This window comes from Paenibacillus sp. Z6-24 (genome assembly GCF_054161335.1).
Genome location: NZ_CP096398.1, coordinates 2,946,847 through 2,960,206 on the forward strand (window position 1 = coordinate 2,946,847; position 13,360 = coordinate 2,960,206).

13 protein-coding genes are annotated in these 13,360 nt (G+C 49.3%); all 13 read right to left on the bottom strand.

Annotated elements, in window-relative coordinates; translation table 11 throughout:
* Positions 1–11: 11 nt before the first annotated feature.
* On the bottom strand, positions 12–455 hold the full coding sequence (locus M1D61_RS12655) for a hypothetical protein (protein ID WP_458118915.1): 444 nt from the start codon (positions 453–455) through the stop codon (positions 12–14).
* Between the two features lie 147 nt (positions 456–602).
* The gene (locus tag M1D61_RS12660) at positions 603–1,751 is read right to left on the bottom strand and encodes an NADH-dependent flavin oxidoreductase (RefSeq protein WP_458118917.1); all 1,149 of its coding nucleotides are present in this window, start codon (positions 1,749–1,751) and stop codon (positions 603–605) included.
* A 373-nt stretch (positions 1,752–2,124) separates the two neighbouring features.
* Entirely contained in the window at positions 2,125–3,600 is a 1,476-nt protein-coding gene (locus tag M1D61_RS12665; protein WP_458118918.1) for an MDR family MFS transporter, read from the bottom strand.
* The gene (locus M1D61_RS12670; protein ID WP_458118920.1) at positions 3,593–4,501 is read right to left on the bottom strand and encodes a TetR/AcrR family transcriptional regulator; all 909 of its coding nucleotides are present in this window, start codon (positions 4,499–4,501) and stop codon (positions 3,593–3,595) included. Before M1D61_RS12670 ends, M1D61_RS12665 begins: the two co-directional genes overlap by 8 nt.
* A 439-nt stretch (positions 4,502–4,940) precedes the next feature.
* Positions 4,941–5,969 carry a metal ABC transporter substrate-binding protein gene (locus tag M1D61_RS12675; RefSeq protein ID WP_458118921.1) on the bottom strand — a complete coding sequence of 343 codons (1,029 nt, stop codon included), beginning with the start codon at positions 5,967–5,969 and terminating at the stop codon, positions 4,941–4,943.
* 41 nt (positions 5,970–6,010) lie between these two features.
* Positions 6,011–6,931 (bottom strand): metal ABC transporter permease, encoded by a 921-nt coding sequence (locus M1D61_RS12680; protein WP_458118923.1) that lies wholly within the window; start codon positions 6,929–6,931, stop codon positions 6,011–6,013.
* Positions 6,877–7,581 carry a metal ABC transporter ATP-binding protein gene (locus M1D61_RS12685; RefSeq protein WP_458118925.1) on the bottom strand — a complete coding sequence of 235 codons (705 nt, stop codon included), beginning with the start codon at positions 7,579–7,581 and terminating at the stop codon, positions 6,877–6,879. The genes M1D61_RS12680 and M1D61_RS12685 overlap by 55 nt, the downstream gene beginning before the upstream one ends.
* Positions 7,582–7,859: 278 nt before the next feature.
* Entirely contained in the window at positions 7,860–8,861 is a 1,002-nt protein-coding gene (locus tag M1D61_RS12690; protein WP_458118927.1) for an aldose epimerase family protein, read from the bottom strand.
* 226 nt (positions 8,862–9,087) lie between these two features.
* Positions 9,088–10,095, bottom strand: coding sequence for a Gfo/Idh/MocA family protein (locus M1D61_RS12695; RefSeq protein WP_458118929.1), 1,008 nt, complete (start codon positions 10,093–10,095; stop codon positions 9,088–9,090).
* 316 nt (positions 10,096–10,411) lie between these two features.
* Positions 10,412–10,774, bottom strand: coding sequence for a helix-turn-helix transcriptional regulator (locus M1D61_RS12700; protein ID WP_017813149.1), 363 nt, complete (start codon positions 10,772–10,774; stop codon positions 10,412–10,414).
* 151 nt (positions 10,775–10,925) lie between these two features.
* Positions 10,926–12,086 (bottom strand): acyltransferase, encoded by a 1,161-nt coding sequence (locus M1D61_RS12705; protein WP_458118930.1) that lies wholly within the window; start codon positions 12,084–12,086, stop codon positions 10,926–10,928.
* A 33-nt stretch (positions 12,087–12,119) separates the two neighbouring features.
* Positions 12,120–12,335, bottom strand: a complete 216-nt coding sequence (locus M1D61_RS12710; protein WP_458118931.1) for a hypothetical protein — start codon at positions 12,333–12,335, stop codon at positions 12,120–12,122.
* Positions 12,336–12,623: 288 nt separating this feature from the next.
* Positions 12,624–13,355: a general stress protein gene (locus M1D61_RS12715; protein ID WP_458118932.1), complete on the bottom strand. Its 732-nt coding sequence runs from the start codon at positions 13,353–13,355 to the stop codon at positions 12,624–12,626.
* Positions 13,356–13,360 lie beyond the last annotated feature (5 nt).

Consider the following 13,360-nt stretch of genomic DNA (forward strand, 5'->3'; position numbering starts at 1 on the left):
CGTTTAGAATTTTATATATGAAAATACTCCAATTCATATTCATTATCGCTAAACACAATGAGCCGATCCGGACGGAACATCATTAGTGTCATGTCCCGATTCCCCTGAACTTTCCACAGGCTGTTCAAAAACAGATCCTTATCCCTAATCATCATACTCAGCGAAAATGTATCATCTACCGGCTGAATGACTTTTTGCACACCTGCTTCCTGCAGCAGACTTTTCACCCAGATATGGGTAAAGTCCTCATCTGCCGGATATGGTAGTACCGCTGTAGGAGAAGTCCGCTGCCCGTAATGGTGAATGCTGCGCAGCATCTGCTCATGCCAGGATGTGTCAATCGTCTGCCGGTCTATAATGACCATTCCGGTTATACCTTTCAGTTGATCTGCATATCGTCTGATTTTACTGTACGTCAGCTTTTGCTGCATTCGCTCACGACTGGACAATGACATTACATCCCTCTCTTTGTAGCCTATTCCGTGTTCCTGTACGTCTGTTCCCTTTGTGGACGGTCAGCATGCCGCTGTTCTGACCTGTATATGTAAAATACCCCGGCTTCCGCGTCTGCGTACATGCCGGGGTGTTAGATTCAAAGCATATTACTTCGCAGACTGTTCCGCTTCCACGATAGGGAACCAGCCAGGAACGTTAATTACCATGTTCCACAGCGGATCCGGCAGGGTCAGCGCTTTTTGATCATTTTTGCTAAGTGTATACAGAATCTCGTCCTCGCGGCCGGATTCCACTTTCTCCACCCATGCTGGATCTACGATCAGCTGACGGCCCAGTGCGACCAGTGGAGCGCCTGTTGCCAGTACAGCAGCTGCATCATCAGGAGTCTTCACAGAACCAACGCCGATAACCGGCACTTTGGCACCTACGCGTTCCTGGATGATTTCCAGACGGGAGCGTGTATCTTCTACACCACGGCGTGGTACGGAAGTGTATTCCATCAGGGAAGTGTGCAGGTAGCTAAGGTTTTTGTCAGCCAGTGCATCGATCAGTACCAGTGTATCTGCCATTGTGATTCCCGGAGTTTCCGGCTCTTCCGGCGAGAAGCGGTAGCCAACGATGAACGGACCTTTGGCTTGTTCTTTGACGACACGCTGCACTTCATCCACAACAGCCAGCGGGAATGCCAGACGCTGGTGCACATCACCGCCCCATTTGTCTTCACGACGGTTGGAGTGCGGGGAGAAGAACTGCTGGATCAGGTAGCCGTTGGCACCGTGGATCTCCACGCCGTCAAAGCCTGCTGCAATCGCGTTGGCGGTTGCTTTACCAAAATCCTTGATAATGTCCTCGATTTCCTGCCCGGACAGCTCACGTGGAGTTGGACCCTGACCACCATCACCACGCTCGCTTGGCACTGCGCTTGGTGCAGCTACATCGTTATTGACCAGTTCAGGCGGAGCCAGACGACCCGCATGGAAAATTTGCAGTACCGCTTTGGCACCGTTCTTTTTCAGTGTTTCTGCCAGACGAGTCAGTCCTGGAGTGAACTCCTCACCCACTGCACGGAACTGGTTGGCAAAGCCTTTTCCACCTGGAGTCACGTGAGCAACAGCAGTAATCGCCAGACCTACACCGGTTGTACGGCTTGCATAGTATTCCAGTTCTGCATCGGATACAGTCTCATCCGGGTTGGAAGAGGAGTGAGTCATCGGTGCCAGTACCAGACGGTTTTTCAGCTGAATACCTTCATTCAGTTCGAACGGTTCAAACAAAGCATTATATTTTGGATTCAAGATTTCTCTCTCCTATCTATATGTGTTGGTTTGCGAAGCGTATGGTATACACCAAAAGCTCTTATTAAAAGTAACAATATATATTATAGTAAACAATTATATTTTTCACAAGTTATTTTATGCATGTTCTTTATTCTTTTGAAGTTAGGCTGATCTGTCCTGTGTTTACCCATTCTATTGTTATGCAAATTCATGCAAAAACAGGCTCCCTCTGGCAGGGTCATACGTTAACCTTTAGCCAATGGAACCTGTTTTTAAACGCTGATGTTATTTTTTATGCCATATGAATTGCGGCATGATCGACTTCATTCCTTCAGTGAAGCAATCCGCATTTCGAAAAGTCCATGAATTTTCAGCCTGTTATATGGCCTTCTCAGGACTGCGAGACCGGCTTGCCCTTCTGACTGGCAGCTTCTGCCGCCTGCTCTTTCTTCTGAACATCCACACGCGGAGGTTCCTTGAGGAAGAACATCATGATCAGCGCGAGTACGGACAGCGCCGAAGCGACCAGGAAGGCCATATTCGTACCATGGATTAATGATAGATCCGCATTCTGGCCGGAAGAGGCCGCCGAGATGGACGCATTGGTAAAGATGGTGATCAGCACCGCTGTACCGATCGATCCGCCTACCTGCCGCAGGGTATTGTTCATCGCTGAAGCGTGAGACAGCAGATGCACCGGCAGCTGATTCAGACCGGCTGTCGTTACCGGCATCATGACCATCGACAGACCGAACATCCGCAGAGCGAACATCGCCACGATAAACGAAACCGGTGTCTGATCCGTCAGGAAAGCGAATGGAATTGTACCGATGGTCAGCAGCAGCAGACCGATAACCCCGATGAGTTTGGCACCGAATTTATCGAATATCCGTCCGGTAATCGGCGACATAATGCCCATCAGAATCGCACCCGGCAGTACAATCAGACCGGACTGCATCGCAGTCAGATGGCGTGCATTCTGGATATAGAGCGGCAGCAGTGTCGACGCACCGATCATTGCTGTAAAGACAATAACCGTAATAATCATGGAAATGGTAAACAAGCGGTTCTGGAATACACGGAACTCCAGCAGCGGCTGCTTCAACTTAAACTGGCGTGTCACAAACAGAATCAGACTGATGACACCGACAGCGATCGTTACGATCACGACCGGATCACCCCAGCCTTTGGAAGCAGTACTGAATCCGTACAGCAGTCCACCGAATCCCAGAGTAGACAACATGACCGATGGAATATCCAGCTTCGGATCACGCAGCTGGCCTACATTTTTGAGTGCGAATATCGCGATGACCAGGTCAATCAGGGCAATCGGCAAAATAATGTAAAACAGATCACGCCAGGAGAACGTATCGACGATCCAGCCGGACAATGTCGGACCAATCGCCGGAGCAAAGGAAATGACCAGACCAATCATACCCATCGCTGCTCCACGGCTTTCTTTGGGGAAAATAATCAGAAACACCGTCTGCATCAGCGGCATGATAATCCCCGCTCCGGCAGCCTGTACGACCCGTCCGACGAGCAGTGTGCCAAAGTTCGGCGAGATCGCTGCAATCAGCGTACCTAGCGCAAACAATCCGATGGATGTGATAAACAGTGCTCTCGTGTTGAACTTATCAATTAAATAAGCGGTGACCGGGATCATGATCCCGTTGACCAGCATGAAAATCGTAGTCAGCCATTGTGCGGCTGTGGCATCAATATTCAAATCACGCATAATATGCGGCAGCGCCGTCACCAGCAGTGTCTGGTTCAGAATCGCCACAAACGCACCGGCCAACATAATGCCGACAATGAGTTTTACATTTACTTTCGGTTGCGGCTGTTGTGCTACAGCATTACCCATGTTTCTCTTCCTCCCAATTTGCAAAATAGACATGTTGAAGGTAGGAGACCTCTTCACTCAATTCTTCACGCTGCCGGAGATAGGCGATCAGTGCATCGATCATGAATGCCTGTGGCACTTTCTTTTTACGCTCAGCATCCAATCGTTCGACAGCCGCCAGCAGATCCGCCCGGATACTTTCCGGAGAGCGCTGATGAATGGCTGACGTCAGTTCACGTACGGACTTGCGCCATTCACTCTCGCCAAAATACTTGCGGCCTACTTCTGGATCATACAGATTCAGATGGGCAGCTAACTCCGCATCCAGTACAGGCGTCTTGCCCAACCGCTGCTGGATCACAGCCTCCATACTATCCACGATAAAGCCAGCCAGTGCTTCCAGATCCAGTATAGTCTTGCGGTCAATATGAGACAGAAATACAAACTCCCTCATCATCCCCTGCATACAGATCGCCAAATCCCACACAATTGGCTCGATTTCTGTGCCAAATGCCTGAACAAGCGCTTCCTTCTGCCAGTTAATCATCGTGCGCTTGAAGCTGAGCATCACTGTACGAATCTGGCTGCCCAGTTCTATCGGTACGTTCTGGTTCAGATTAATAAAAAAGTCGTGTCTCACTATAAATTCACGCAGCTGAACAACCAGCTTCTGTACCAGCTGATCCTGCGGCGGCACATTATCTTCAAAATGAAGTGCACTGCTCGCCTGTACAATCTCCTCATGCAATGTGCTTACGATCTGAAGCAGTATGTCCTCTTTAGATTGAAATAATTTATAAATGGAAGCCTTGGACATATTGCACTGCTCGGCAATATCCTGAACAGTCGTTGCAAAATATCCTTTCTCTGCGAATAACTGGCTCCCTGCATACAGGATCGTTTTCTTCCGGTCCTCTACCATAATTGTGCATCTCCTATTTTCTAATATACCCCATAAAACCTGACGGTACTCATAAAACCCGACAGTTCTTACTATTTTATATGAACTTATTTACAAAGTCAATCGTTGTCATAACAAAAATATGTATACGATGTAATGACTATGTATGATTGATTCCGGGTTGCCGGCTCGAATGATTTGCTTTTTAGACGTTTGTATCTGCTGCTGATCAGCGCAGGCTCGGTGAGTTATCTGCTTTTATTTATTAACCCCCCGGTTTTCTTTTATTCACTGATTTGTTCTGAATCTCTTCACTATTGCACCATATCAAAAAGCACCCTGTACCTTAAAGGTAAGGGTGCTTCCATATTGTATGCATGGCTCTCGTTTCAGTTACTGACTGCTTTTTGACAAGTATTATTCTGCTTATCCAATGTCCACATGCTTGCCTGACTACAGATTACTCGTTCAGTGCCTTGGTCAGAGCAGCCAGATTCTCGCGCATTACGGAGATGTAGTCCTCTCCGGCAGCCGCCTGTTCACTGGTTAGTCCTTCCAGCGGATTTAGTACGGCCGTCTCGGCACCTACCTCGTTTGCGATCGTGTCAGCTACTTTGGAGGAGACCAGCGTTTCGAAGAAGATTGTTTTTACATTGTTCTGCTTGGCAAAATCAACCACTTCCGCCATTTTGGCAGCTGTTGGCTCTTCTTCAGGAGACAATCCGCTGATGCCTACCTGGGTCAACCCGTAATCACGTGCCAGATAGCCAAACGCAGTGTGTTGAGTAATAAAGTCCTTGCGTTTCGTATTGGACAGATTGGTTTTGTAATCTTCGTCCAGCTGTTTCAGTTCGGCCAGATAGGCATCGGCATTTTTCTTGAAGTCGGCCGCATGATCAGGAGCCAGTTCGCTCAGTGCAGTCTCGATATTGCGCACTTCGGTCTGAGCCTGCATCGGAGACAGCCATACATGCGGGTCCATACCGCCATGATCGTGATCATGGCCTTTTTCTGCGGCATGGTCATGAGCTTCTTCACCAGCATGGGCTTCCTCTTCGCCGGCATGCTCTTCTTCTTCACTGTAACCGTCCATTACCTGTATATCTTTGCTTGCTTCCACCATTTTGGGACCGCTGGTACCTACAGCATCCTGTACCTGGGTCATCCATGATTCGAGACCGGCTCCGTTATAAACGACCATGTCGGCTTCGGTGATTTTGGCAATATCCTGTGGAGTAGGTTCCCAGTCATGCGGCTCTGTTCCCGGCGGAACCAGTACCTGCACATCCGCCAGATCGCCGGCGATTTTGGAGGTGAATTCCTGCATTGGATAGAAACTGGTGACAATCTGAAGCTTGTCTGTGCTGCCTTGTCCGGGAGTTGTACCGGACGTGGATGGGCTATCGTTACCACATCCCGCCAGCACCGTGCTCATTCCCAGTATAAATACCGCCGGCAGAGTTAACAGTTTACGTTTGTTCCATTTCATTTCAATACTTCTCCTCCCCACTCCGTGATTAAGTGGTTATATTAGTTTTTGTTCAGTACTTCTGTTTTTACATTGCTTTTCTGTGAGCTGCCGCTCTGGCGCTGCCAGAAACGGCGGGTGTCTATATCGACCACATAACCGGGGTCTTTATCCCGGCGAATACGATAGACAATACGCTGAAGGCCCATGCCGATCAGCAGGAAAGCCAGCAGCAGCAACGCTACGGTCGCTCCCGGCGGTGTATTCACATAATAGGAAGTTGTCAGTCCACCGAACATGCCAAGCAAACCAATACTGACAGCCATAATCAGCGCCGAAGTGAATCCTCTGGCAAAACGAAGTGCCAGTGCAGCAGGGAGTGCCATCAGTGCGGACACCAGAAGTACACCGACAATTGGCATTGCAGCAGCTACCGTCATCCCGGTCAGCACCGAGAAGGTCTGGGACAGCCAGCGGACACGGGTGCCGCCGATCTGTGCCGTCTCTTCATCAAAAGTAATATTGTACAGCGGCCGTCTCATCGCTGCCCAGTAGATCAGCACGAGTGCAAAGACCGTACCGATAATCCACAGCTGGGTAGAGCTGACAGCCACGATCGAACCAAACAGATAGGAGCTGAAGCTGCGGTTTAGCCCGGAATCCATACTCATGAGCACCAGCGCCAGCGCGAGGCCGCCGGTCATAATAACGGCGATGGACACTTCTCCATATCCGCGGAAATTTTGCCGCAACCGCTCAATGACGAGCGCTCCCGCTACGGCAATAACAAACCCTCCAACCGAAGGGTTAATGCCCATAATCGCTCCGATTGCTACACCGGCCAGCGAGACGTGAGACAGCGTATCCGCCATCAGAATCTGCCTGCGCAGCACCAGATATATCCCGAGCAGCGGAGCGATGACAGCAATCATTCCTCCGGCCCAAAACGCGCGCTGCATGAACTCGTAGTCAAACATGCCCATCCTCCACCCTCCTCTCGTTCCAAACGGATCATGCGGTCCAGATAAGGCTCTGCCTCTTCCAGTCCATGGGTTACCATGACGACGGTCCGTCCGTGCTGTTTTACATGATGGCGCATCAATTCATAGAATCCTTTGCGGCTTTCCAGATCCATCCCGGTCGTCGGTTCATCCAGAATCAATACATCCGGTTCCTGGGCCAGGGCACGCGCGATACATACACGCTGCTTCTGCCCGCCGGACAGCTCGCCAATTTTGCGGTCACGCAGTTCCCACATGCCTACCGCTTCGAGTGAGGAGCGCACCAGCGCCTCCTGCTTCTCGCCAAAACGCTTGAACAAACCGAGTCTCATATAACATCCTGAGCGCACCAGTTCATAGACCGTGCTGGGAAACCCGCTATTGAATGAAGCGACCTGCTGGGGCACATAGCCGATCACCGGACGCTTCCCTTTTTCATTACGATTAATCTGTACCCGGCCGCTCCACGGCTTCAATATGCCGAGCAGCAGCTTTAGCGATGTCGTCTTGGCAGCACCATTGGGCCCGCTGAGTGCCATAAATTCATTGCTGTATATTTCCATCGACAACCGATTCACTACCGGTTCCCGGTCATAACCAAACACTATATCCTGCATGGAAGCCAATAACAAGATTAGCCCTCCTTCCGTTCTTATCGTAACCGTTACGAATACCACCTGACTTACTTTACTCCTCGTATGTCAGCATTGTCAATACGTTTATCCAAAATAATTACGATCTGGCTCGTCCTCCCACCTGATTGACCTTACCTTCCTATTGCAGGCAAAAAAGCACGGCACCTCTACAGATTATTAACCCGTAGCGCGTGCCGTGCCTGTGTGCTGCCGTTTACTTGCATGCATACTTTGCCATGTTCGGTTGAACGGTATGCCTACCCTTGCCTGTCACATTATTTCTGGATCAGATACAGTCGGGAAGTCTCTTCCCAAATCTCGCCCTGCTTCAGACTGAAGAATCCTTTTTCTTCATCCGGCAGGTCCACATTTGGTGCATTGACCAGATTAGTCTGGGGCTCCGGACAGAGGAAGGCCCCGGAAGCTTCGCTGTTCCAGATCATCCAGTGCTTGTACCCTGTTCCTACATCATATACCAGCTTCTCACCCAGACGGCTATCGATAATCTCGGCATAGTTGCGGCCATTTTGCGGTGCAGCTGTATAATGATTGTCCATCACTTCGCCGTATGGGTTGGCTCCTTCTGCCTTGAGCTGTTCTTCCCAGTCAGAAAGCGGCTGGAATTCGCCTGTCGGCAGCATACGCTCGGTCATCTGGCGGCGCTGACCGTAGGTGGCACGGAATGTCATATCATCTGCTGTGCTGTCCGGTGCAAACGGCGCATTCAGTGCCGTATGGAATGCCAGCATCATTGGCATCGGATCGTTGCCTTCATTGCGTACCGCAACATGCTGCTGCAGTCCGTCTTCGGACAATGTATACTGCAGTTTCACCGTAAACTGGTGCGGCCAGTATTGGTAGACCGGATGCGAATCATCAATACTCACACTCAGGCAGACCGTACTGTAAAACTCGTTGGCATCATAGGAATCCACTTCCCATACAATCGTATGCAGGAAGCCGTGCAGATGGTTATTCGTCGCTTCTTCATTAATAGGGAAGCTGTATCTTCTGCCGTTCCATGTAAATGTGCCGTCTTCATAACGGTTCGGCGGGAACAGGACCGGAATACCGTGGGTACCCGGGCTGGCACGGAAATCATCCATCTCGCCCTGCTCCGGTTCACGCAGGAAGTTATATCCTTTGGCGGTATCACGATAAGCAATCAGATTCGCCCCTACTCCTGGCAGTACAGCAGCTTCGTAAGAACCATATTTCAGCCATACAGCCGGTTCTCCCTGATAAGGTTGTTCATAGGCACTGGAATGATTGGACATAATTAAAGTCTCCTTTTTGGGTCAAATCAAAATGGCATAGGCAGAAAATTCGTTATGTACCGGGATATCCTGTCTATGCAGGTTGCAGAAAACGTTAACGTTTTTGCTTACTAATTAACAAATAAACCAACTATTACTGAGTGTAGCATATTTTCATCTGTTCGCCAAAAGAAAACAGGATGCGGGAAGACGCAGCGCTGCATCTTCCCGAAGCTGTTCCTTTCAACTAGACGATACGTACTTTTTCACCTTTGCGGGCCGATTCCAAACAGGCAGCGATGACCCGGGTATTGCGCACCGCATCTTCCGGGCTGTAGGACAGCGGCGTTCCATCCAGTACCGATGCTGCGAAAGCATCCATCTGCAGCGCGAAATGATTGGCAGGTTCAATATATTCATCCCGCTTGCCTTCATCGGTATAAATCGTAATCTGAGGTTCTCCATGGATATCATCACGGCGAAACGCATAAGGCAGCTTGATCCTGCCCTTTGTTCCAATAATTTCCAGTGCACAACTGGAATAAGCCCACATCCCGCATTCAAAAGTAGCCGATCTCGCATCTGGAAATTCCATTAGACCGGAGGCCATCATATCCACATGGTCATGCTTGGCCGAAAACATCGCATGAACAGTAACCGCTGTAGGCTCGGCTCCAAAATACATGCGAGCGGCAGATACGGGGTAGACACCGAGATCATAGAGGGAACCTCCGCCCATGGCCCGTTGATAACGGACATTCTCAAGATCATCCGCATTGCTTGAAGTAAACCGCCCATGCATACTGCGCAGCACTCCAATTTCTCCCGACTGGATAATTTCTCTCACCCGGTCATGCTTGGGATGATAGCGGTACATAAATCCTTCTGCAAAAGTAACACCTGCCTTGCGGCAGCGGTCTACCATCTCGGCCGCATCTGCCGCTTCCAAGGCGGCTGGCTTTTCACATAATACATGCTTTCCTGCTTCTGCAGCCTTGATCGTCCATTCCTTATGCAGATGATTGGGCAGCGGAATATACACAGCATCAATATCGGCGTCCATCAGCAGAGCCTCATAGCTTCCATAGGATCTGGAAATATCACAGTGGTCTGCCACATGTCTGGCCACCTCGGCATCGCGGCTGGAGATTGCCAGAACTTCATTGCGCCGAGATTCTTTTAGGGCAGGTATGATGGCGCTTACAGCAATTTCTGCAGTACTGATAATGCCCCACTTCAATTTACGTTCAGTCATAGATGTATCCCTTCCCTTCGTTCCAGATTCGGTCCTGCCTGTCTTACGGATAAAGCGTTCATCCTGAGAATGCGTATCCGTCCCCGACTCCTGTAGAAGATTAGACTTCTTTCTATTATATAGAGCGCGTAATGTATCACGATGGAGCATATCATCTATCCAATTATCTGTTTTCCGGTAAAAGTAATATGCCGTTCCGTCCCTCTCATCAGGCCGGATAGAGATCACCTGAACTCATACTGCTTGTTCATGTAACCTCTACTGGACCGATAAATCATCCATAGGCTGCCCAGCCGTAACGGGACCAGGCAGCCTGTCAGTTATAATTATCTGCTTCAGCCTTGGTCAGCATACCGATGCAGCGATCGAGGTCGGTTTTGACCTGTTTTTTATAGAGTTTAGCTTTTTCACGTCCATCGTCTGTAAAATGATAAATAACAATCTCCTGGAAATCAACCTTGGGATCGTTACCTTTTAACTGCTTGGTCCGGTAAAAAACACCTTCATGCACCAGTTCATGCAGCGCCCGGTAAATCTCGCTCTGCGGTGGAGAATAGCCGAATGATTTAAACCGTTCCTTCATGTTCTCCAGCATCTCGTATCCGTAGCCGCGATGCTCTTCGACCATGGTGATCAGATATAATTTAATAAAGGCGCGCTGGGCGATCATAAATGCCATATCACTCTGCTCCTTTCCCTAATTGCCTGTGCATGCAACGCTGTGGAACAAATTATTCCACTTGTTCTATTATATGAAACTTTCACTACTTTGAAAAGTTAAGTCCACTGACAAAAAGACCTGTTCAGAAACGAACAGGTCTTTGGCTGGATCAGGCTTGTTTCTGGGCTTTCTTGTATGGAATCCCGGTCAACCATGCCCCATAGGGGATACGGGTCAGCAAATAGGTCAGCAATACGGACAGACCGAGCGTAATGACGGCCGTAATTATGGTACGTATCGTCACATCCCAGCCTGTCATGATCCAATCATCGAATCCATACGTAATTCTGAGCATCAGGGCATGTGCCAGATAACCCCCGTAGGAATAACGACTGATCGTAATCCAGAACTGACGTTGTCTGTCGCTGCCTGACTTCGTAATACTCAGGGCAAGCTTATAGACCAGCAGCACGGAGGCCGTAAGGAACACAGCCATCAGCGGCTGCAGCAGTGTAAGACCAATAAATCGTCTGCCATAGGTAGCATCCAGTGGATACCCGCCCATCACCAGACCTGTATAATACACTACAAATAACCCGCATAGCAGCATGACCGGGGGGAACTTTACCCGTCGCAGCGTATCCAGGAAAGTATTGATATGTAAGCCGGCCAGTGCGCCTAGCAAGAAATAGTACAGATAGTACACAATATTACGGTCCGCATAGGTTGTAAAGTACGGCGTGAGCACCGGAATCTGCCAGGCTTGCGCCAGCTCGGATAACCATGGACGCAGCAACAAAATCAGCTCATAACCCGCAAACAGTACACCCGGCAAAATCAGTATTCCATAGCGCCGGTCACTCGTCCATTGCACTGCTTTGCGCACTACAGTACGCAGAAAAGGAAACAGCAGATACATCGGTATGATCATCACGATATACCAGAGGTGGTAGCTGGACTTGCCAGTATACCAGTACCGGGTAACATCCGGCAGCCATTCTATAACCGGTCTGGCATAGGTTCCATTCAGCCCGGCATAAAGCAGTGACCATAATAAATAGGGCACAATAATATCTTTAAACCGTTTGCGGATAAAAGAGCTGTAGGATATCACCCCGTCATAATTATAAAAAAGCACCAGCCCAGTGATAAAAATAAAGGCCGGTACCGCAAATTTGGCCGCTAAGAGCATCAAAGTGAGCCTTACACCATCTCCCGCCGTCACTTCAGGCACGACGGAGTAATGAGCGATCGAGTGCTGCAGCACAACGGCGGCAAAAGCCATGCCACGCAAAATCTCAATTTCTCCAAGTCTTTGTTTTTGTATCATACTGCTCTCCCGATCATCATAACAACTGCATGATTATTTACACATCATTACCATTTCATCATTCCAGTTACCTGTATCTGACATGGCTGGCGGTGCTGGAATCCGAGAGCCCTGTTGTTGTGGATTCTGTGAAGATGAACCTGGCATACGCAGTTCATTACGCAGCTTTTTAATCCACGCGCGGCGTATCTTTTTCTTTTCCTTGGCAGAGCCTGACGCCTGGTGATTGAACATAAGTTGAGCTTGCATCCGTATCACCTCCTTATCCATAGTTTGAAGATATCATACCTTCACTGCCAGTATAACGCCAATCCGTTAAATCGGATAGGGCATTTATAACCTAATCCGCAAATCTTACCTAAAGATTATAGCGAAACCGGTAGAAATATGACGAAAGGCCCACCTTCGGTATGGTTTTACCGAAGATGAGCCTATTTTAAGCGTCATGGCTGCGTATGACAAGCCGTTAGCTTGCCTGTTTTGCTGCATCATTTATTAGATTCACTGGTATATTTCGACTGGGTCGTACGGCTTTTATTAGACGCCGTATCCGCCATTCGAATAGGAAGTCAATTTGTTATCCGATCCCTGGCTGTCATTATTGGTATCTTTTGGAGTGACATCACTGCGCACTTCCGACGCGTTCGGATCATCTTCGGTACGTGTTTCTTTTTGCCCTGTTTGGGACGTATTGTCAAGTTTGGATGTTCCGGTGGAAGCATTCATCCCTGTTCCGGTAGCCGTAGAATCGATTGTCTGGTTACTCTCATGTGTGCGGTATCTGGATTCGTTCAGGGAACGGTTATTCCGGAATACCCCATAAGCATGATTGTAACGATCATCTTCATCTACCAGTACGAGAATCTTGCCTTCATTGACATAGCCTTCGTACTCGTTCGCTTCATCTTCGGGAATACCCATTCCGACCAGACCACCTACCAATCCGCCGGCACCTGCGCCTACCGCCGCTCCGGTGATCGTCGCTGCGATTGGTCCGGCTGCCAGAATCGGTCCGATACCCGGAATTGCCAATGCACCCAATCCGGCGAGCAAGCCTGCCGTACCGCCCAGAATACCACCAGTAGTAGCACCTGTAGCTACGCCTTCCGGCGCTTTGGTATCTGTCTCATCCGTAATGGTACGCATGTCTTCTTTGTCCTTGGTAATGACCGAGATTTCATCTGTAGTAAATCCCTTGGCTTTCAGGTCTTCTATCGCTTTAGATGCTTCGCGTTCCGTTTCGAATACACCCACAATTTTCTTATCCATGATTG

Coding starts and splice junctions, on each gene's coding strand:
- M1D61_RS12655 (WP_458118915.1), bottom strand. CDS start 455: ATGTCATTGTCCAGTCGTGAGCGAATGCAGCAAAAGCTGACGTACAGT.
- M1D61_RS12665 (WP_458118918.1), bottom strand. CDS start 3,600: ATGGGTAATGCTGTAGCACAACAGCCGCAACCGAAAGTAAATGTAAAA.
- M1D61_RS12670 (WP_458118920.1), bottom strand. CDS start 4,501: ATGGTAGAGGACCGGAAGAAAACGATCCTGTATGCAGGGAGCCAGTTA.
- M1D61_RS12675 (WP_458118921.1), bottom strand. CDS start 5,969: ATGAAATGGAACAAACGTAAACTGTTAACTCTGCCGGCGGTATTTATA.
- M1D61_RS12680 (WP_458118923.1), bottom strand. CDS start 6,931: ATGGGCATGTTTGACTACGAGTTCATGCAGCGCGCGTTTTGGGCCGGA.
- M1D61_RS12690 (WP_458118927.1), bottom strand. CDS start 8,861: ATGTCCAATCATTCCAGTGCCTATGAACAACCTTATCAGGGAGAACCG.
- M1D61_RS12695 (WP_458118929.1), bottom strand. CDS start 10,095: ATGACTGAACGTAAATTGAAGTGGGGCATTATCAGTACTGCAGAAATT.
- M1D61_RS12700 (WP_017813149.1), bottom strand. CDS start 10,774: ATGGCATTTATGATCGCCCAGCGCGCCTTTATTAAATTATATCTGATC.
- M1D61_RS12705 (WP_458118930.1), bottom strand. CDS start 12,086: ATGATACAAAAACAAAGACTTGGAGAAATTGAGATTTTGCGTGGCATG.
- M1D61_RS12710 (WP_458118931.1), bottom strand. CDS start 12,335: ATGCAAGCTCAACTTATGTTCAATCACCAGGCGTCAGGCTCTGCCAAG.
- M1D61_RS12715 (WP_458118932.1), bottom strand. CDS start 13,355: ATGGATAAGAAAATTGTGGGTGTATTCGAAACGGAACGCGAAGCATCT.